This is a genomic window from Streptomyces sp. NPDC058198, from assembly GCF_042882605.1.
In the GTDB taxonomy this organism is placed as follows: domain Bacteria; phylum Actinomycetota; class Actinomycetes; order Streptomycetales; family Streptomycetaceae; genus Streptomyces.
Genome location: NZ_JBHVVP010000013.1, coordinates 101162 through 120584, shown reverse-complemented (window position 1 = coordinate 120584; position 19423 = coordinate 101162). Strand labels below are relative to the sequence as shown.

General features: G+C 70.7%; 22 protein-coding genes. 13 read left to right on the top strand and 9 right to left on the bottom strand.

Annotation, left to right across the window (positions count from 1 at the left end; translation table 11 throughout):
- Window positions 1-657: an ATP-dependent Clp protease proteolytic subunit gene (locus ACFVWW_RS29945; RefSeq protein WP_386878908.1), complete on the bottom strand. Its 657-nt coding sequence runs from the start codon at window positions 655-657 to the stop codon at window positions 1-3.
- A 71-nt stretch (window positions 658-728) separates the two neighbouring features.
- Between ACFVWW_RS29945 and ACFVWW_RS29940 the strand changes: the two genes are divergently transcribed.
- From ACFVWW_RS29940 to ACFVWW_RS29905, 8 genes are all read left to right on the top strand, one after another.
- A complete protein-coding gene (locus tag ACFVWW_RS29940) occupies window positions 729-1070 on the top strand; it encodes a type II toxin-antitoxin system Phd/YefM family antitoxin (protein WP_386878909.1) in 342 nt (113 codons plus the stop codon).
- A 179-nt stretch (window positions 1071-1249) separates the two neighbouring features.
- Window positions 1250-1552 carry an urease subunit gamma gene (locus tag ACFVWW_RS29935; protein ID WP_384180625.1) on the top strand — a complete coding sequence of 101 codons (303 nt, stop codon included), beginning with the start codon at window positions 1250-1252 and terminating at the stop codon, window positions 1550-1552.
- A 14-nt stretch (window positions 1553-1566) separates the two neighbouring features.
- Window positions 1567-1878 carry an urease subunit beta gene (locus ACFVWW_RS29930; RefSeq protein WP_384180623.1) on the top strand — a complete coding sequence of 104 codons (312 nt, stop codon included), beginning with the start codon at window positions 1567-1569 and terminating at the stop codon, window positions 1876-1878.
- The gene (locus ACFVWW_RS29925) at window positions 1871-3592 is read left to right on the top strand and encodes an urease subunit alpha (protein WP_386878910.1); all 1722 of its coding nucleotides are present in this window, start codon (window positions 1871-1873) and stop codon (window positions 3590-3592) included. The genes ACFVWW_RS29930 and ACFVWW_RS29925 overlap by 8 nt, the downstream gene beginning before the upstream one ends.
- Before the next feature lie 73 nt (window positions 3593-3665).
- The gene (locus ACFVWW_RS29920) at window positions 3666-4328 is read left to right on the top strand and encodes an urease accessory protein UreF (protein WP_384180619.1); all 663 of its coding nucleotides are present in this window, start codon (window positions 3666-3668) and stop codon (window positions 4326-4328) included.
- Between the two features lie 97 nt (window positions 4329-4425).
- Window positions 4426-5112: an urease accessory protein UreG gene (ureG, locus tag ACFVWW_RS29915; protein ID WP_384180617.1), complete on the top strand. Its 687-nt coding sequence runs from the start codon at window positions 4426-4428 to the stop codon at window positions 5110-5112.
- Window positions 5109-5861, top strand: coding sequence for an urease accessory protein UreD (locus ACFVWW_RS29910; protein WP_386878911.1), 753 nt, complete (start codon window positions 5109-5111; stop codon window positions 5859-5861). The genes ureG and ACFVWW_RS29910 overlap by 4 nt, the downstream gene beginning before the upstream one ends.
- Before the next feature lie 143 nt (window positions 5862-6004).
- Window positions 6005-7582: an alpha/beta hydrolase gene (locus tag ACFVWW_RS29905; protein ID WP_386878912.1), complete on the top strand. Its 1578-nt coding sequence runs from the start codon at window positions 6005-6007 to the stop codon at window positions 7580-7582.
- A gap of 93 nt (window positions 7583-7675) precedes the next feature.
- Here the strand turns inward: ACFVWW_RS29905 and ACFVWW_RS29900 are convergent, their stop codons facing one another.
- Window positions 7676-8734, bottom strand: a complete 1059-nt coding sequence (locus ACFVWW_RS29900; protein WP_386878913.1) for an NAD-dependent epimerase/dehydratase family protein — start codon at window positions 8732-8734, stop codon at window positions 7676-7678.
- Between the two features lie 64 nt (window positions 8735-8798).
- On the bottom strand, window positions 8799-9512 hold the full coding sequence (locus ACFVWW_RS29895; protein WP_386878914.1) for a lysophospholipid acyltransferase family protein: 714 nt from the start codon (window positions 9510-9512) through the stop codon (window positions 8799-8801).
- A 227-nt stretch (window positions 9513-9739) separates the two neighbouring features.
- Here ACFVWW_RS29895 and ACFVWW_RS29890 point away from each other — a divergent pair, with 227 nt between their 5' ends.
- The 4 genes from ACFVWW_RS29890 to ACFVWW_RS29875 all read left to right on the top strand — a co-directional run bounded on the left by ACFVWW_RS29890 (window position 9740) and on the right by ACFVWW_RS29875 (window position 13370).
- Window positions 9740-10843, top strand: a complete 1104-nt coding sequence (locus ACFVWW_RS29890; RefSeq protein WP_384180607.1) for a Dyp-type peroxidase — start codon at window positions 9740-9742, stop codon at window positions 10841-10843.
- Complete coding sequence (locus ACFVWW_RS29885) at window positions 10824-11678, top strand: family 1 encapsulin nanocompartment shell protein (RefSeq protein WP_384180605.1); 855 nt, start codon at window positions 10824-10826, stop codon at window positions 11676-11678. The genes ACFVWW_RS29890 and ACFVWW_RS29885 overlap by 20 nt, the downstream gene beginning before the upstream one ends.
- Before the next feature lie 233 nt (window positions 11679-11911).
- Window positions 11912-12136 (top strand): hypothetical protein, encoded by a 225-nt coding sequence (locus tag ACFVWW_RS29880; protein WP_384180603.1) that lies wholly within the window; start codon window positions 11912-11914, stop codon window positions 12134-12136.
- Window positions 12137-12173: 37 nt separating this feature from the next.
- On the top strand, window positions 12174-13370 hold the full coding sequence (locus ACFVWW_RS29875; protein ID WP_384180601.1) for an SPFH domain-containing protein: 1197 nt from the start codon (window positions 12174-12176) through the stop codon (window positions 13368-13370).
- 93 nt (window positions 13371-13463) lie between these two features.
- Here ACFVWW_RS29875 and ACFVWW_RS29870 read toward each other — a convergent pair whose 3' ends face one another.
- From ACFVWW_RS29870 to ACFVWW_RS29850, 5 genes are all read right to left on the bottom strand, one after another.
- A complete protein-coding gene (locus ACFVWW_RS29870; RefSeq protein WP_384180599.1) occupies window positions 13464-13622 on the bottom strand; it encodes a hypothetical protein in 159 nt (52 codons plus the stop codon).
- A gap of 79 nt (window positions 13623-13701) precedes the next feature.
- Window positions 13702-14652: a cytochrome c oxidase assembly protein gene (locus ACFVWW_RS29865; protein WP_384180597.1), complete on the bottom strand. Its 951-nt coding sequence runs from the start codon at window positions 14650-14652 to the stop codon at window positions 13702-13704.
- Window positions 14653-14840: 188 nt separating this feature from the next.
- The gene (locus tag ACFVWW_RS29860; RefSeq protein WP_384180595.1) at window positions 14841-15866 is read right to left on the bottom strand and encodes a 6-phosphofructokinase; all 1026 of its coding nucleotides are present in this window, start codon (window positions 15864-15866) and stop codon (window positions 14841-14843) included.
- A 142-nt stretch (window positions 15867-16008) separates the two neighbouring features.
- A complete protein-coding gene (locus ACFVWW_RS29855; RefSeq protein ID WP_384180593.1) occupies window positions 16009-16737 on the bottom strand; it encodes a type 1 glutamine amidotransferase in 729 nt (242 codons plus the stop codon).
- Window positions 16738-16824: 87 nt separating this feature from the next.
- Complete coding sequence (locus ACFVWW_RS29850; protein WP_384180591.1) at window positions 16825-18063, bottom strand: MurT ligase domain-containing protein; 1239 nt, start codon at window positions 18061-18063, stop codon at window positions 16825-16827.
- Between the two features lie 116 nt (window positions 18064-18179).
- Between ACFVWW_RS29850 and def the strand changes: the two genes are divergently transcribed.
- Window positions 18180-18725 carry a peptide deformylase gene (gene def, locus ACFVWW_RS29845; protein WP_384180589.1) on the top strand — a complete coding sequence of 182 codons (546 nt, stop codon included), beginning with the start codon at window positions 18180-18182 and terminating at the stop codon, window positions 18723-18725.
- 25 nt (window positions 18726-18750) lie between these two features.
- Here def and ACFVWW_RS29840 read toward each other — a convergent pair whose 3' ends face one another.
- Window positions 18751-19395 carry a TetR family transcriptional regulator gene (locus tag ACFVWW_RS29840; RefSeq protein WP_384180587.1) on the bottom strand — a complete coding sequence of 215 codons (645 nt, stop codon included), beginning with the start codon at window positions 19393-19395 and terminating at the stop codon, window positions 18751-18753.
- Window positions 19396-19423 lie beyond the last annotated feature (28 nt).

The window sequence follows — 19423 nt, the reverse complement described above, 5'->3', positions numbered from 1 at the left end:
TCACCGCCTGCCGGAGGAGCCGGACGGGTTGAAGGGGCCGCCGAGGGACGTCTTGCGGTTCTGGACCACGTGATCGACCAGGCCGTACGCCTTGGCGCCGGGCGCGTCGAAGATCGTGTCCCGGTCGATGTCCTCGGCGATCCGCTCCGCGCTCTGCGCGGTGTGGCGCACCAGCATCGACGAGAGCAGGGCCCGCTGCCGCAGCATCTCCTCGGCGTGGATCATCAGATCGGACGGCTGGCCCTGGACGGGCTCCTCGATGGCGGGCTGCTGGAGGACGATCCGGGCGCCGGGCAGCGCCATCCGCTTGCCCGGAGCGCCGGCGGCCAGCAGCACGGCCGCGGCCGAGGCCGCCTGGCCGAGGCAGGTCGTCTCCACGTCGCAGGTGACGATCTGCATCGTGTCGTAGATCGCGGACATGGCGTTGACCGAGCCGCCCGGGGAGTTGATGTAGAGACAGATGTCCTGGTCGGGCGCGGCGTACTCGAGGTGCAGGAACTGCGCGATCACATCGTTGGCCGCGGTGTCGTCGACGGCGGTGCCGAGGAAGATGATCCGTTCCTCCAGGAGCTTGGAGTACGGATCGAGGGTGCGGGTTCCGTTGCTCGTCCGCTCGGTGAACTCGGGCAGGACATAGCGGGCCGAAAGGCGGTTCATGACGTACCTCTCCTCATGCACTGGTCTCTGTAAAAAATGTACAGGATGTACAGACCGTTATGATGGGGACTATGTCCTACGAGATTCCGGTGACGCAAGCCCGGGCAGAACTCGCCGATCTGATCAATCGCGTCGTCTACGGCGGCGAGCGAGTGGTCGTGACCCGTCACGGGAAGCCGCTCATCGCGCTGGTCTCGGCCGCTGACCTGGAGCGACTTGAGAAGGAGCGAGAGGTGGAGGAGGAGCAGGTGATCAGCTCGGTCTCGGCGATCCGCTCCATGCCGTCCGCTCCCGGCGAACGGCGCCGCTTCGGCATCGCGGCCGAGCACCGGCCGGAGCACCGCCAGGAACACCGCACCCCGGAGGGTCGCGGGCCGGAGACGGGTGAGCGGCCTCCCGGCCACGGCAGGTGACGCCGCGGCCGGGAGGCCGCCCCGTATGACTGATTTGTTTACACGCCGGTAAAACTTCCGCCATACCGTGCAATGTCTGACTGTGAAGATCGGCGATCACAGTTCAACAGAGTGTTGAAGCTGGCTAGGCTCGCGCTGCGCCCGGTCCTTCACCGGGCCGGAGACGATGAGGTGGAAGCGTGCAACTGACCCCGCACGAGCAGGAGCGTCTGCTCATCCATGTGGCCGCGGATGTGGCGGCCAGGCGCAGGGCGCGTGGACTGCGGCTCAACCACCCCGAGGCGGTCGCCCTGATCACCTCGCACCTCCTCGAAGGCGCACGGGACGGCCGTACCGTCGCCGAACTCATGGCCTCAGGGCGCACGGTGCTCGGCCGGGACGAGGTCATGGAAGGTATCCCCGAGATGATCCATGACGTGCAGGTGGAGGCCACCTTCCCGGACGGCACCAAGCTCGTCACCGTCCACGACCCGATCGTCTGACGGGGGCGCCGCCGATGATTCCCGGAGAGATCTTCTACGCCGACGAGCCCGTAGCCCTCAACGAGGGCCGCGAGGTCACCCGGCTCACCGTCCTCAACACCGCCGACCGGCCGGTCCAGGTCGGCTCCCACTATCACTTCGCCGAGGCCAACCCCGGTCTGGACTTCGACCGCGCCGCCGCCCGCGGCAAGCGGCTGCACATCGCCGCCGGCACCGCCGTGCGCTTCGAACCCGGAGTCCCCGTCGGCATCGCACTCGTTCCCCTCGCCGGGCTGCGCGTCGTCCCGGGCCTGCGGGGAGAGACCGGAGGTCCCCTCGATGACTGAGCTGTCCCGTGCCGGGTACGCCGATCTCTTCGGCCCCACCACCGGCGACCGGATCCGCCTCGCCGACACCGATCTGCTCGTCGAGATCGAGGAGGACCGCTCCGGCGGGCCCGGACTCGCCGGCGACGAGGCGGTGTTCGGCGGCGGCAAGGTCATCCGCGAGTCGATGGGCCAGTCCCGTACGACCCGGGCCGAGGGTGCGCCCGACACCGTGATCACCGGCGCCGTCATCATCGACCACTGGGGCATCGTCAAGGCCGACATCGGCGTACGGGACGGCCGGATCACCGGGATCGGCAAGGCCGGCAACCCCGACACCATGGACGGCGTCCACCCCGATCTGGTCATCGGGCCCGAGACCGAAGTCATCGCGGGCAACGGGAAGATCCTCACCGCGGGTGCGATCGACGCGCACGTCCACTTCATCTCGCCGACCCTCGTCGACCAGGCACTCGCGTCCGGAGTCACCACCCTCGTCGGCGGCGGTACGGGACCGGCCGAGGGCACGAAGGCCACCACCGTCACGCCCGGGGCATGGCACCTCGCCCGGATGTTCGAGGCATTGGAGACCTTCCCCGTCAACATCGGTCTGCTCGGCAAGGGCAACACCATGTCGCGCGACGCGATGCACGCCCAACTGCGCGGCGGGGCGCTCGGGTTCAAGATCCACGAGGACTGGGGCGCCACCCCCGCCGTCATCGACGCCTGTCTGGGCGTCTGCGAGGAGACCGGTGTCCAGCTCGCCATTCACACGGACACCCTGAACGAGGCGGGCTTCGTCGGGGACACCCTCGCCGCCATCGCGGGACGCACCATTCACGCGTACCACACCGAGGGCGCGGGCGGCGGGCACGCCCCGGACATCATCACCGTCGTCTCGGAGCCGTACGTCCTGCCCAGCTCCACCAATCCGACCCGGCCGCACACCGTCAACACCATCGAGGAACACCTCGACATGCTGATGGTCTGTCACCACCTCAACCCGGCCGTGCCCGAGGACCTCGCCTTCGCGGAGTCCCGGATCCGGCCCTCCACCATCGCCGCCGAGGACATCCTGCACGACCTCGGAGCCATCTCGATCATCTCCTCCGACGCCCAGGCCATGGGCCGCGTCGGTGAGGTGATCATGCGGACCTGGCAGACCGCGCACGTGATGAAGAAGCGGCGCGGCGCTCTGCCCGGCGACGGCCGCGCCGACAACCACCGCGCCCGCCGCTATGTCGCCAAATACACGGTCAACCCGGCGGTCGCCCAAGGGCTCGACCAGGAGATCGGCTCGGTCGAGACCGGCAAGCTCGCCGACCTGGTGCTCTGGGATCCGGCCTTCTTCGGCGTCAAGCCGCAGCTCGTCATCAAGGGCGGACAGATCGCGTACGCGCAGATGGGCGACGCCAACGCCTCCATCCCGACCCCGCAGCCGATCCTGCCGCGGCCGATGTTCGGCGCCCTGGGCAGGGCCGCGGCGGCGAGCTCGTTCAACTTCGTGGCGGAGGCGGCCATCGAGGACGGGCTGCCCGAACGCCTGGGCCTGGCCAAGGCGTTCGTGCCGATCCGGAACACCCGGCGGATCACCAAGGCGGACATGCGGGAGAACGACGCCCTGCCGCGCGTCGAGGTCGACAGTGACACGTTCACGGTGACGATCGACGGGGAGCCGGTCGAGCCCGCGCCCGCCGCCGAACTTCCCCTGGCCCAGCGTTACTTCCTCTTCTGATGAGCCCGCTTCCGATGAGCCCGTTTCCGATGAGCCCGTTTCCGGCATCTCGTGGACTGCCGGGGGATCCCCGGTGAGCCGCGCGGCGCTGCTCGTCCTGGCCGACGGGCGGTTCCCCGCCGGAGGCCACGCCCACTCGGGCGGGGCGGAAGCGGCCGTCAAGGCGGGGCGGATCCGCGACGCCGGGGACCTGGCCGCCTTCTGCCGGGGCAGGCTGCACACCACCGGGCTCACCGCGGCGGCGCTCGCCGCCGCCGCGGCCCGGGGCCTGGACCCGCTGGAACTGGACGAGGCCGCGGACGCCCGTACCCCCTCTCCCGCGCTGCGGGCGACCGCGCGCAAGCTCGGCCGGCAGCTGATGCGCGCCGCCCGCGCCACCTGGCCCGGCCAGGAACTGGACGCGCTCGCGGCGGCCCGGCCACGCGGCGCGCACCAGCCCGTCGTGCTCGGTCTCGTCGCCCGCTCCGCCGGCCTCACCCCCGAGGACGCCGCGCACTGTGCGGCGTACGAGACGGTCAGCGGTCCCGCCACCGCGGCCGTACGGCTCCTCAGCCTCGACCCCTTCGAGGCCACCGCCGTCCTCGCCCGCCTCGCGCCCGAGCTGGACCAGGTCGCGGAGCGGGCCGCGCGGGCGGCGTACGAGGGCGTCGACGCGCTGCCCGCCGCCTCGGCCCCGCTGCTCGACATCACCGCGCAGGCGCATGCGGCCTGGCCGGTACGGCTGTTCGCCTCGTGAGCCCCGTCGTGCCCGTCACGCCGCCCGTCGTGCCCGTCGTCCCGGCCGTCCCCGTCTTCAGGACCCCTCCTCGCACCGCCCCGACAGGAGCCGCCCCATGCACCTCGACCACACCCACACCGGCCCGGCGGCCGTCAGCGCCGACGCCGTGCGTCCCGACGGCAGGCGGCGCGCCCTGCGTATCGGCCTCGGCGGGCCTGTCGGCTCGGGCAAGACCGCGACCGTGGCCGCGCTCTGCCGCACCCTGCGCGACCGGCTGTCCCTCGCCGTCGTCACCAACGACATCTACACCCGCGAGGACGCCGAATTCCTGCTCCGCCACGCCGTCCTGCCGCCCGAGCGCATCCAGGCCGTCGAGACCGGCGCCTGCCCGCACACCGCGATCCGCGACGACATCTCCGCCAACCTCGAAGCCGTCGAGGATCTGGAGGACGCGGTCGGCCCGCTCGATCTGATCCTCGTCGAGTCCGGCGGGGACAATCTCACCGCCACCTTCTCCAAAGGACTGGTCGACGCGCAGATCTTCGTCATCGATGTGGCGGGCGGCGACGACATCCCGCGCAAGGGCGGCCCCGGCGTCACCACCGCCGATCTGCTCGTGATCAACAAGACGGACCTCGCCCCGTACGTCGGCTCCGACCTCGGCCGGATGGCCCGCGACGCCAAGGAACAGCGTGGCGAACTCCCGGTCGCCTTCATGTCGTTGAAGACCGGGGAGGCCGAGGAGGGGGTGCGGCCGGTGTCGGACTGGGTGCTCGCGCGGCTCGCCGCCTGGACCGCGTGAGCGTCCACGCCACCGCCCGTATCGTCGCCACCCGCGCCGGGCTGCCCGTGCTGGCCGGCGAGGGACCGCTCGCGGTGCGCCGTACCCGCGCCACCGGTCCCGGGAGCCGGGTCACCGTCGTCGGCGCGATGAGCGCACCGCTCGGGGGCGACCGGCTCGCGATCGAGGCGGAGGTACGGGACGGGGCCCGGCTGACCGTGGACGCCGCGGCGGCCACGGTCGCCCTGCCCGGACGTACGGCCGGCGGCGAGGCCGGACCCGCCCGCTACGACGTGCGGCTGACCGTCGGCGAGGAGGCCGAGCTGAGCTGGCTGCCGGAGCAGCTCATCTCGGCGTACGGCAGCGATCTGCGGATGAGTACGCGCGTCGAACTCGCCGCCACCGGACGCCTGGTGCTCCGCGAGGAGCAGATCCTCGGCCGCCACGGCGAGCTGCCCGGCACCCTCTTCACCCGGCTCACCGTCCGGCGTGCCGGGCGCCCCCTGTTCGACCAGGAGCTCGCGTACGGCCCCGGAGCGCCCGGCGGCTGGGACAGCGGAGCGGTCCTCGGCGGACACCGCGCCGTGGGGCAACTCCTGCTCGCCGGACCGGAGTTCGAGGACAAACCGGGGCGGCCGCGGATGCTGGGCGACACCGCGGTACTCACCCCGCTGGCCGGACCGGCCGTCCTGGTCACGGTGGTCGCGCCGGACGCCCTGCGGCTGCGGCGGGTACTGGACGAGGTGTTGACCGAAGAGGCGTACCGCTGAGCGGGACCGCGGTCACCGGTTATGGGTTAGGTAAAGAAATGGTCATCCGGCCTGTTCCCGGTGGCCTCACAGGCGTAAGGATCCCCAGGAGCACCATCGAACAGCGCTGCACGGGCAGCGCATCACCAAGGGGGAGGCTCCACTTGAGACGTACAGCAGTGCTCGGCTCGGCCGGCACTCTGCTCGTGGGCACGCTCATAGCGGGCGCGATAGCCGCTCCGGCGGCCACCGCGGACGGCCGTCACCACGGCGACTCCGCGGCGTACGGCGCCACCGTCGCGGCCGAACGGGCCGCGAAGAAGGGCATCGACTGGCAGGACTGTCCGGCCGACTGGGCATTGGAAAAGCCCATCCAGTGCGGCTGGGTGAGCGTCCCGCTCGACTACACGAAGCCCAACGGCCGGCAGATCAAGCTCGCTGTCGACCGCATCGGCAACACCGGCACCCCGGACGAACGCCAGGGCGCCCTGCTCTACAACCCAGGTGGTCCCGGCGGTTCCGGCATGGCGTTCCCGCGCCGTGTCATCACCAAGAACGCCATCTGGGCCGACGCCGCGAAGGCGTACGACTTCGTCGGCTTCGACCCGCGCGGGGTCGGCCGTTCGGCCCCCATCTCCTGCATCGACCCGCAGGAGTTCGTCAAGGCGCCGAAGGCGGACCCGGTCCCCGACAGCGAGGCCGACAAGCGCGCCCAGCGCAAGCTCGCGGCCGAGTACGCGGACGGCTGCAAGGAGCGCAGCGGCTGGATGCTGCCGCACATGACGACGCCCAACACCGCACGCGACCTGGATGTCATCCGGGCCGGGCTCGGTGAGAAGAAGCTGAACTTCGTGGGTGTCTCCTACGGCACCTACCTCGGCGCCGTCTACGCCACGCTCTTCCCGACGCATGTCCGGCGCATGGTCGTCGACAGCGTGGTCAACCCGTCGAAGGAGAAGATCTGGTATCAGGCCAACCTGGACCAGGACGTCGCCTTCGAGGGCCGGTTCCAGGACTGGATGAAGTGGGTCGCCCAGAACGACGCGACCTTCCACATCGGGACCACCCCCGAGAAGGTCAGGCAGCAGTGGGACGCGCTCCGCGCCGCTGCCAAGAAGAGCCCGTTCGGCGGTGTCGTCGGACCGGCCGAGCTGCTCGGGCTGTTCCAGGGCGCCGCGTACTACGACTCCAGCTGGGTGCCCGTCGCCAGTATCTGGAGCGCGTACCTCGGCGGTGACACCCAGGCGCTCGTCGACGCCGCGGCCCCGGACCTGTCCGACACCAAGGGCAACGCGTCCGCGGAGAACGGCAACGCGGTCTACACGGCCGTCGAGTGCACCGACGCCCAGTGGCCCACCAGCTGGCAGAAGTGGGACCGGGACAACACCCGGCTCCACGAGGACCACCCGTTCCTCACGTGGTCCAACGCCTGGATGAACCTGCCCTGCGCCACCTGGGGCGTCAAGCAGCAGACTCCGGTCGACGTCAAGACCGGCAAGGGTCTGCCGCCGGTGCTGATCACGCAGTCCACGCGTGACGCCGCCACGCCGTACGAGGGCGCTGTCGAGCTGCACAAGCGCCTCAAGGGCTCGCGTCTGATCACCGAGCAGGACGCCGGTTCGCACGGCATCACCAACCTGGTGAACCCGTGCGTCAACGACCGGGTGAAGTCCTACCTGCTGACCGGCGCGCTGGACAGCCGCGATGTGACGTGCGCCCCGCACGCCACGCCCAAGCCGTAAGGCGGGGGAGCACCAAGGGGTTTCCAAGGGGGCGACCGGCCCGTCCGGTCGCCCCCTCCTTGGGTCCGGCGACCGGCAGGTCCCGGGCCCTGGCTACGCCGTTCCCCGCCCGGCCCGCTCCAGCCAGGTGTCCTCCGCCGCGTAGTCGAAGAGATCGCCGTGGGGCCCGTACGTCCTGGCCATCTCGGGGAAGGCGTCCTTCCAGTCCCGGCCGTCCAGCTGGGCGGTCAGCCAGCCGACGGTCTCCGGCAGTGACGCGGCGTAGCCGGTGACGGGCCGGTAGCCCAACTGCCCCTCGGCGGCCGACATGTCGTAGACGACGGGATGCTCCAGTCCCCAGGGAGTGGAGCCGACGATTCCCTCCGGCGAGGGACCGTCCACCAGCACCGTCTCGCTCTCCCGGCCCATCACGGCGTCGATCGCCTCACCGATCTCCGCGACGGTCGGTGCCTGCGGATCCGCGGCGTTGAGCACCCGGGAGCCGGGACGCAGCGCCGCCAGCCTGATCAGCTCGGCGAGGTTGGACACATGGACGGGATGAAAGCGGCTACGGCCGCCGTACGCCAGCACCCGCCGCCGGCGGCCGTCCAGCAGCCGCTTGACGAAGAACAGCTCGCGCGGTGAGCGGCAGTACGGCCCGTGGATCGCGCCCGCCCGCAGCAGCGTCACCGGCAGGGTGTCGCCCGCCGCGAGCAGATCCCGCTCCAGCCGCACCTTTCTCGTGCCGTACGTCGCCTCGCCGGGCGCCACGGTCCGCAGGCTCTCCGGGATCGGCACGGGATAGCGGGGAACGCCGTCCGGCTCGCCCTGCGTGTCGAAACTACGGCCCCGCTCGTCCTCGTACACCGCGCCGCTGGAGATGACGACCGCCGAACCGATCCGGTCCGCGAGTCCGGTCAACTGCCGCGCGTGCGGCCGCCCGAACGCCACCAGGTCCACCAGCACATCGCAGCCGTCGCCCACCACCACGGCCAGCGCCGCGTCGTCCTCCCGGTCCAGCCGTACGGCCCGTACGTCCCCGGGCCAGCGCGCGTCCCTGGCGCCGCCCCGCGAGGCCGCGCACACCTGCCAGCCGTCCTCGGCGAGCGCCTGTACCGCGACCCGCCCCGTCTGTCCCGTCGCGCCGATCACCACTGCTCTTCCCCTGGTCATACGGGGACGCTAGAGGTACGGAGAACACCGCGCCCAGGGACTTTCGCCGGTGGCGGATCCGCTGTCAGCGGCGCAGCCTCGGGAACTTCCTGGCCTGCTCGGGCTTCAGTTCGGCCTTCACCTCGGCCGCGTAGCGGTCGACGTACTCCTGCCCGGACAGTTCGAGGATCGCGTACATGATCTCGTCGGTGACCGCGCGGATCGCCGCCTTCTCGTTCTCCAGACCCGCGTAGCGCGAGAACTCCATCGGCTCGCCGAAGCGGATCGAGACCCGCTTGATCCGCGGGACGACCTGTCCAGGGGGCTGGATCTCGAAGGTCCCCACCATGGCGCACGGCACCACCGGCACCTGCGCCCTGATCGCCATCACCGCGACCCCGACCTTGCCCTTGTAGAGCCGGCCGTCGTGCGAGCGGGTGCCCTCCGGATAGATCCCCAGCAGCTCGTCCTTGGTGAGTACTCCCAGCCCTTCCCTGATCGCCGCCCGCCCGGCCTCCTTCCCCGACCGGTCCACCGGGATCTGCCCGGCACCGCGGAAGAAGAAGGCGGTCAGCCGGCCCTTGATACCGGGGCCGGTGAAGTACTCGGCCTTCGCGAGAAAGGTGATGCGCCGCTTGATGATCGCCGGCATCAGGAAGTGATCGGAGAACGACAGATGATTTCCCGCGACGATCGCCGCGCCCTCGGCGGGAATGTGTTCCAGCCCCTCGATCCGGGGCCGGAACAGCAGCCGCAGCAGAGGCCCCAGCAGCACGTATTTGAGGACGTAATAGAACACTGCGTGAGCTCCTTACTGACCCGACCCGCTCCAGGACCACGTTGTCCCAGGTCAACCGGGTTCCCGGCGGAGGCAAGTGTATGTGCGGGCGCCGCCCCTGGTAATACCACCGGATGCGCGGCCGGCGGCCGCCCAGCAGAATGAAGGAGGCCGGGGGCACCCAGCGCGTCGGCGGGCGTCCGAGCCCTGCCGGCCTCCGGGCCTGCCGAGCGAGGAGGTACGCGCCGATGGCCTCTCCCGCCCGCGAGGTGACCCCGCAGCCGGTGCTGAGCCCGCTGACGGGCGCCGCGATCTTCCTGGTGGTGACGGTCGACCCGGGCGGTGAGCCCGTCGCGCGCGACCTCCTGTCCGACCTGTCGGGGCTCCAGCGGGCCGTCGGGTTCCGGGCGCCCCGCGGGGAGCTGAGCTGTGTCGCGGGCATCGGCTCGCCGGCCTGGGACCGCCTGTTCGGCGGGGAGCGCCCGGCGGAGCTGCATCCGCTGCGCGAACTGGCCGGCGCCCGGCACCGCGCCGTATCCACGCCCGGTGACCTGCTCTTCCACATCCGGGCGATGCGGCTGGACCTCTGCTTCGGGCTGGCCACCCAGATCATGGACCGCCTGCGCGGGTCCGTCACGGTCCGCGACGAGGTGCACGGGTTCAAGTACTTCGACGTACGCGATCTGCTCGGCTTCGTGGACGGTACGGAGAATCCGGTCGGGCGGGCGGCGAGCGCGGCGGTCCTGATCGGGGACGAGGACGCGGAGTTCGCCGGCGGAAGCTATGTGATCGTACAGAAATACCTGCACGACCTGCCGGCGTGGAACGCCCTGCCGGTCGAGGCACAGGAGAAGGTGATCGGCCGTACGAAGCTGTCCGACATCGAGCTGGACGACGCCGTCAAGCCGGCCGACTCGCATGTCGCACTGAACACGATCACGAACCCTGATGGCACCCAGCGGCAGATCCTGCGCGACAACATGCCCTTCGGCAGCGCCGGACGGGGCGAGTTCGGCACGTACTTCATCGGGTACGCCTGTTCCCCCACCGTCACCGAACAGATGCTGGAGAACATGTTCCTCGGCAGCCCGCCGGCCACCCACGACCGGATCCTGGACTTCTCCACCGCCGTCACCGGCACGCTGTTCTTCGTGCCGAGCGCCGACTTCCTCGACAACCTGCCCGACCCGCCGGGTACGGAGACCACGGCCGGGGCCCGCACGGCGGATACGGCCCGCACGGCGGATACGGCCGGCACGCCACCCGAGGTCACGCCTGCGCCCGCGGACGACGACTCACTGGGGATCGGCAACCTGAAGAGGAGCACCCCCGATGAAGAACCTGCACCGTGAACTGGCGCCCATCTCCGACGCCGCGTGGGCCGACCTGGAGGAGGAGGCGCGGCGCACGTTCAAGCGCCATGTCGCCGGCCGCCGGATCGTCGACCTGCCCGAGCCGCTCGACGCCGAGGCGGCGGCGGTCGGCACCGGCCATCTGGAGACCATCGATCCGCCGGCCGGCGGAATCGTCGCCCATACGCGGCGCTCACAGCCGGTGGTCGAGCTGCGCGTACCGTTCACGGTCGACCGCCGGCAGGTCGACGACGTCGAGCGCGGGGCCAAGGACGCGGACTGGCAGCCGGTCAAGGACGCGGCCCGGAAGATCGCGTTCGCCGAGGACCGCGCGGTGTTCGAGGGGTACCCGGAAGCCGGTATCGCCGGCATCCGACGGAGCACGTCCCACCCGGAACTGGCCCTGCCGGCCGAGGTGCGCGACTACCCGGACGCCATCAGCCAGGCCGTGAGCACCCTGCGGCTGGCGGGCGTTGGCGGCGCGTACACCCTGGCGCTCAGCGCCGACGCCTACACCGCGGTCAACGAGACGTCCGACCACGGCTACCCGATCCACAAGCACATCGACCGGGTCCTGGACGGCGAGATCATCTGGGCGCCCGCCATCGACGGCGCCTTCCTGCTGTCCACGCGGGGCGGCGACTTCGAACTGCGCATCGGCCAGGACGTGTCCATCGGCTATCTGTCCCACGACGACACGAGCGTCCGGCTCTACTTCCAGGAGACGCTGACCTTCCTCATGTACACGAGCGAGGCCGCCGTGGCGCTCAGCGCGACGCCGCGCGCGGGCGCCGTCGGCGATAACGCCTCCCTGACGCCTCGCGGAGTATCGTGAAGATATCGAGGGCACGGTCGCCGTCGGCCGATTCGCCGGGGGCACCCTCGATGGCCGACGAGGCCCAGGAGCGGCCCTCCAGGAGGCGTGATCGCGCATGATCGCGGCTGATGAACCGGCTGTACGGACTCGGGCACACGCACCCGCGTCCGCGGTCCCCGACACACTGTTCCACGTCCTTCCGCCTGGGGGCATGAGCGACGTCATGAGGGAAACGGGTGGAGCAACGACGTATGTGCGTGGCAGATGACTCCTCGCAGAACAGCCCGGTCGGAGCGATCGGCAGGGTCACCGTTCCGATCCCGGCCGACGGGCCCGGCGAGGTCCTGGTGTCCGTACGGGGCGGGTCCGAGGCGTACGCGGCCTGGGCCGCCCATCCGATCGGCAGAAACCTTCGCGTGATCGTCGTCGACTCCATCTCGGCCCGGTCGGTGATCGTGGAGCCCTTCCCTTCCTAAGAAGCACGAAAAGGCATAAGTACGACAGGAGCCCCCCATGCTCTTCTGGCATGTTCCCGCGCCCAACGAGGCAATGCTCATATCCGGTTCCAAGCGACAGGCCCAGGACACCCAGTTCCGGATCGTCACCGGCCACGGCAGCTTCGTCACGCCCATCAAGCAGAAGGCCCGCATGCTGTCCCTGGCGCTGCGGGAGGCGGAAATCGTCGAGGACTGCGTCACGCAGCAGGGAATTCGTCTCAAGGTCCGCGCGGTGGCCGTGTTCAAGGTCGGCGACGACGCCGTGTCGATCGCCAACGCCGCCCGGCGCTTCCTGGCGGAACAGGACCGGATGGAAGAGCTGGTGGGCCGGATCTTCGCGGGTCACCTCCGTTCCATCATCGGCGGACTGACCGTCGAGCAGATCATCCGTGAGCGGGACCGGGTCGCCCAGGAAGTGAAGCAGGGCAGTCACAGCGAGATGGAGAAGCTCGGCATCGTCGTGGACGCCCTGCAGATCCAGGAGATCGACGACGCCACCGGCTACATCAACAACCTGGCGGCCCCGCACGCGGCCGCGGTCGCGAGCCAGGCGCGGATCGCCCAGGCCAAGTCGGACCAGGAGGCGTCGGAACGCGAGCAGCAGGCGGCCGCTCTCAAGGCGGAGTACGAGCGGGACACCGGGATCAAGCGGGCCGGCTTCCACGCCGAGACGGAGCAGGTCATCGCCCGCGCCGCCCAGGCGGGACCGCTGGCCGAGGCCAGGGCCTCGCAGCAGACCATCGAGGAGCAGACGGCGCTGGCGCAGCGTCAGGCGCAGCTGGCCGCACAGCGGCTGGAGGCCGAGGTCAGGCGTCCGGCGGACGCCGAGGCGTACCGGCAGCGCACGCTGGCCGAAGCGGCCCGTGACCAGGCGAAGTTCGAGGCGGACGGCAGCGCGTACACCGAGCGGACCCTCGCTCAGGCGCAGGCCGACGCGAACACCGCCCGTGCCACGTCCCTGAAGGACGGCAACCAGGAACTCATCGCGGCCAACCGCATCGTGGAGAACCTGCCGGCGCTGGCCGACGCGGCCTCCCGGGGCATGTCCGGCGCGAACCTGACCGTGCTCAACGGCACCGACGGCGTCAACGACATGGCGGCGGGCCTGGTGGGCCAGGGCATGGCCATCCTCGAATCGCTCAAGCACGGCACCGACGGGACTCCGGCGAACGTGAACGGGAAGCCCGCGCTCCGCGTCACCGAGTCCAAGTGAGCGCGTGACCAGGAGGGCATACGGCCCCGGACCGGTCCCAGGACCCGTCCGGGGCTCCGCTGCCGGGTGAGCCCCGCATGATCCCGCCGCCGCTCAGTTGCCGCGTGAGGCGATCATCCCGATCGTGACCAGGCCCAGTACCACCCACCCGAACCAGAGCCAGCCATTGCTGCCGAGCGCCGCGGTGTAGCCCGTCACGACGACCAGCGCACCGACCGTCACGACACCCATCGTCTTGGTGGATCCGGACATGTACGTCCTCCTCCCGGCCGTGGCCGTGAAGGCCGCGTCGCCCGTGAAGGACATCGTCGCCCGTGACGACGGGTTCGCGCTACTGGCCCCGGGCCTGTAGTGAGGCGAGATAGGCGTTGTACTCCGCCAGCTCCTTGTCACCGTTCCGGTCCGCGGCCCGGTCGGAACGCGTCGCCTGGCGCTGCTCCGAGTGGTACCACTGGTAGACCAGCGCGACCAGGACCAGCACGGACGGGATCTCGCTGAACGCCCAGGCGATACCGCCCGCCGCGTTCTGGTCGGTGAGGGCGTCGATCCCGAGCGAGGCCGGGGGAGTGCGGTACGTGGTCACCATCGGCTCGCTCGCCATCATCAGCGCGATGCCGAAGAAGGCGTGGAACGGCATCCCGGCGAAGAGCTCCAGCATCCGCATCACATAGCCGGGCCGGTGCGGTCCCGGGTCGACCCCCATGATCGGCCAGAAGAAGATCAGACCGACCGCGAGGAAGTGCACCATCATCGCGAGGTGGCCGGGCTTCGACCCCATCAGGAAGTCGAAGAGCGGCGAGAAGTACAGCCCGTACAGGCTGGCGATGAAGAGCGGGATGGTGAAGGCGGGATGCGTGATGATCCGTACGTAGCGGCTGTGCAGCAGCGCGAGCAGCAGCTCGCGCGGGCCCTTGCGGCCGCGACCCGCGACCGGCAGCGCCCGCAGCGCCAGCGTCACCGGCGCGCCGAGCAGCAGCAGGATCGGGGACACCATGCTGATCACCATGTGCTGAACCATGTGCACGCTGAACATGACCATGCCGTAGTCGTTCAGCGCGGTGCACATCACCAGCGCCACACTCAGCACACCGAGCGTGAAGGCGACGGTACGGCCGGCCGACCAGCTGTCGCCGCGCCGTCGCAGCCGCAGCACGCCCCAGCCGTACAGCGCCAGCCCCAGCAGACAGCCGATCAGGAAGAACAGGTCCGGGGAGTACTCCAGCGCCCGTCCCAGCGTGAACGGCGGCAGATCCATGGTCATGCCGTGCCCGCTGTGATCCATCCGTGTGCTCCCGTGGGACGTGCCTGTTACCCGCCGGCCCGGTACGCGCCGGCCCGGGGCCGGCCGACCTGATACGTGCCGGTTGTCCCCACCAGACTAGAACCGCCCCCGGCCGCTGCTGCGACCGGGGGCGGTGACGACCTGTCGCGCACCAGGTCGTTACTCCGTACCAGGGATTCAAGCGACGCTCAGAGCACGCACTCCGCCTCGGCGTACCGCTCGGCGGGCACCGTCTTGAGTGTCTCCACGGCCTCGCCCAGCGGGACCATGACGATGTCCGTGCCACGCAGCGCCGTCATCATGCCGAACTCGCCGCGGTGCGCCGCCTCGACAGCGTGCCAGCCGAAGCGCGTCGCGAGGACACGGTCGTACGCCGTCGGGGTGCCACCGCGCTGGACATGGCCCAGTATCACCGGCCTGGCCTCCTTGCCGAGCCGCTCCTCCAGCTCGATGGAGAGCTGCCGGGCCACGCCCGCGAAGCGCTCGTGGCCGTACACGTCCTTGACGCCCACGTCGAACTCCATCGAGCCCTCGCGCGGCTTGGCGCCTTCCGCGACCACGACGATCGCGAACCGCTTGCCCGCCGAGAAGCGCTTGCCGACCAGCTCGGTCAGCTCACCGATGTCGAAGGGCCGCTCGGGCACGACGATGGCATGCGCGCCGGCGGCCATGCCGGAGTGCAGCGCGATCCAGCCGGTGTGCCGGCCCATGACCTCGACGATCAGCACCCGCTGATGGGACTCGGCGGTGGTCTTCAGCCGGTCCAGCGCCTCGGTGGCGACCCCGACGGCCGTGTCGAATCCGAAGGTCACGTCCGTCGACGCGATGTCGTTGTCGATGGTCTTCGGTACGCCGACGATCGGCAGCCCGGCGTCGGAGAGAAGGTGGGCGGCCTTGAGGGTGCCCTCACCACCGATCGGGATGATCGCGTCGAGACCCAGCTCGGCCACATGGCCCCTGGCACGCTCCACCCCGTCCCGCAGATGCGCGGGCTGGACCCGGGACGAGCCGAGAATGGTGCCGCCGCGGGCCAGGATGCCGCCGACCGCGTCCAGGTCGAGCTTGCGGTAGTCGCACTCCAGGAGGCCCTTCCAGCCGTCGTGGAAGCCGATCACCTCGTCGCCGTGGTCGACGACGGCGCGGTGTACGACGGACCTGATCACGGCGTTGAGGCCTGGGCAGTCGCCGCCTGAGGTGAGCACACCAATTCGCATGGCCCGGAATACCTTTGCAACGAGGGACGACGGCCGGACTCCATCGTCCGGCCAGATGGCGGCCAGCCTACCGGCGTGCCCTGGCGGTACCGAAAACCGCGTCCGACTGCTGGACAGGCTCCGGGCAGGCTCCGGGCAGCCGTCAGGCCGGCTGGACCGCCGCGGCGACCCGCTCCGCGCGCAGCGCCTCGTACCAGCGGTCGTCCGTCGGCGGCAGCGCGTTCACATCGAGGGCCAGCTTCAGCAGCAGGTCCGCGATCTGCGGATTGCGCGCCATCACCGGACCGTGCATGTACGTGCCGAAGACGGTGTCGTTGTACGCGCCCTCGGTGCCGTCGCCCGTACCGTTGCCCCGGCCGAGCTGGACCCGCGCGAACGGCCGCGCGGACGGACCGAGGTGCGTGATGCCCTGGTGGTTCTCGAAACCGGTCAGCTGCGGCAGATTCAGCCGCGGGTCGATGTCCGCCAGTACGTCACCGACGCACCGCTCGCCCTCGCCGCGGGTGGACACCACATCGAGCAGCCCGAGGCCGGCCTCGCGCTCGCCCAGGTCATTGATGAACTCATGGCCCAGGATCTGGTAGCCGGCACAGACCGAGAACACGATCGCGCCGTTCGAGACGGCCCGGCTGAGCCCGCCGTCCCGGCGCAGCCGCTCCGCGGCCAGCCGCTGCGGCCGGTCCTCGCCGCCGCCGATCAGATAGATGTCGCCGGAGGTCGGCACCGGCTGGTCACTGCGCACGTCCACGCGGGTGACGCCCAGGCCGCGCTGGCGGGCCCGGCGTTCCACCACCAGGGCATTGCCCTGATCCCCGTAGGTGCTCAGCAGGTCCGGGTAGATCCACACCAGGCGCAGGCCGTTGTCACTCATGCTCGCTCGTCCTTCAGGGTGTCCGTCGGTCCGTCGGGGGGTCGGCGGCCGGGGTCGTCGGCGGCCGGGGTCGGGTGTCCCTGGGTCTCAGTTGCCGACGCGGCGGCGCAGATCCTGGAACGAGGTGTAGTTGGCGATGGCCTCGATCCGTCCGGGCGGGGCCATCTGCACGGCCTCGTCGGCCGTCTCGCAGACCCGGAAGTCCAGACCGGCCACTTCGAGACGTACAGCGAGGTCCAGCTTCCGGTCGCCGATGACGAAGATCGGGTGCCCGGCGAGCCGGGTGTAGTCGACGTCCCAGAGCCACGAGGTGTCCGTGCCGTCGGCGCCACGGGCGTTCACGGCGAGGATAACGGGGGTCGGCGGCGGATCGATGAGGGAGAACGTCTCCAGCCAGCCCGCGGGGTTCTTGGCGAGCAGCAGCCGCAGGTCACGGCCGAGGAAGGACACCACGTCGTACCGGCCGGCCACGGCCTGCACCTGGTACATCCGCTCCAGCGCCACCTGCGGCGGCACCCCGAAGGTCGCCGCGACGGCGGCGGACGTCGCCGCGTTCGCCTTGTTCGCGCGTCCGGGCAGCTGGAGGTGGATCGGCCAGGCGGAGCCGTGCGGGTCGAGCACATGGTCGCCGTGCAGCGCCCAGCTGGGCGGGGGCCTGCGGAATCCGCACTCGCCGCAGAACCAGTCGTCGCCCGGGCGCTGCATCACACCGCCGCAGGAGGGGCAGGACCAGGCGTCGTCCTTCCACTCCTGCCCGGCCGCCACCCACACCACATTGGGCGAGGAGGAGGCCGCCCAGACGATCAGCGGGTCGTCGGCGTTGGCGATCACGATGGCCTTCGTGCCGGCCAGGCCCTCGCGCCACTTCTCGGCGAGCATCCGGGTCTCCGCGGCGCGGTCGAGCTGGTCGCGGGAGAGGTTGAGCAGCGCGATGGCCTTGGGCGTTGTGTCGCGCGCCACACCGGCGAGGTACTTCTCGTCCACCTCGATCACGCCGTACCGTGCGTCGGAACCGCCCGCGAGGGCCGAGGTGATCCCGGCCGGCATGTTGGCGCCCAGCGCGTTCGACACGACGGGCCCCGCGGCCCGCAGGGCCTCGGCGATCAGCCGCGTCGTCGTGGTCTTGCCGTTCGTCGCGGATACGAGGATGACGTCCAGATGTTGCGCGAGCCGCCCCAGCAGATCGGGGTCGAGTCTGAGCGCCACCTTGCCGCCGATCACCGATCCGCTGCCGCGCCCAGCTGCGCGCGACACCGCCGCTGCGGCCTTGCCCGCCGTCACGGCCAGCTTGGCCCGCGGCGACAGCGGCTCCGTGTTGCCTGACATCGTCCTTGGTCCTCCTCGCATCGGTCCGTGGGTCAGCCTATCGAGATCCGGCCAGGGGCCCGAACCGCGGCACCGGGCAGAAGGCGGAGGTCACTGTGGACCGTACCCTGACCGTCATGCGAAACCGTCCGATCCCCGGCAGTACCGGGCGAGTACACGCCATGAAATTGTTCGGCGATCCGGTGCTGAGCGCGCCCTGTGAGCCCGTCACGGACTTCGGACCGGCGCTCGGCGCCCTGGTCGAGGATCTGTTCGCCACGATGTACGCCGCCCGGGGGGTGGGTCTCGCGGCGAACCAGATAGGCGTGCCGCTGAGGGTGTTCGTGTTCGATTGTCCCGATGACGAGGACGTCCGGCATCTCGGACACGTCGTCAACCCGCGCCTCACGGAGGCGGACGGCATCACGCTGCGTGGTCCCGAGGGCTGTCTCTCGCTGCCGGGCATCGAGGCCGGGACCGAGCGGTTCGACCATGCCGTGGTGGAGGGTGTCACCCAGGACGGTGAACCGGTACGGATCGGCGGCTCGGGCTTCTTCGCCCGCTGTCTGCAGCACGAGTGCGACCATCTGGAGGGCATGGTCTACCCCGACCGGCTCAGCGGATGGCGGCGCTCCAGGGCGCTGCGGGCCGCGCGCCGGGCGCCCTGGGCCACCGGCTCGTAACCCGCACGGTCCATCTCCGGGCCGCTCAGAAGCCGGGTCCGCCCGCGCGGTCGCTGACCTCGGCCAGCCGGCCCCAGAGCAGATCGGCCAGGCTGCGCACCAACTGTTCCCGTGAGCAGGGGCGTTCGCCGAGCCACCAGTCGCCGGCGCCGTGCATCATGCCGACGATGCCATGCCCCCAGACGCGGGCGAGCTGCTCGCTGCCGGGACCGAGGTCGACCCGGTCCTCGATGACTTTGGCGAGTTCCTCACCGAGGCGGCGCAGCAGCGGGGCCGAATGGCGGCCGACATCGAAGCCCTGCTCGGGCAGTTGGGTGTCCTCGGCCGGATGCATGAGAAAGCGGTAGACCTGGGGACGCGCCTCGATCGCGGCGAGATACGTGTCGAGCGTCGCCTCGACCCGCTCGCGCCGCTCGGCGGGCGCGTCGAGCGCCGTCCGCAGGGCGTCCAGCAGCGCGTCGGTGTGGCGCTTGGCGAGCGCCCGGTACAGCCCGCCCTTGTCGCCGAAGTGACGGTAGAGAATCGGCTTGGTGATGCCCGCCTCGGCGGCGATGGCGTTCATGGAAGCGTGCGGACCGTCCCGGAGGACCACCCGGTCGGCGGCCTCCAGCAGCTGGCGCCGCCGCTGTCGCGCCGACCGCTGCTGCTCGGCCTGCTGTGTGGTCTCCATGGTGTCTCCCCGCCCGTGCGATTGCGTG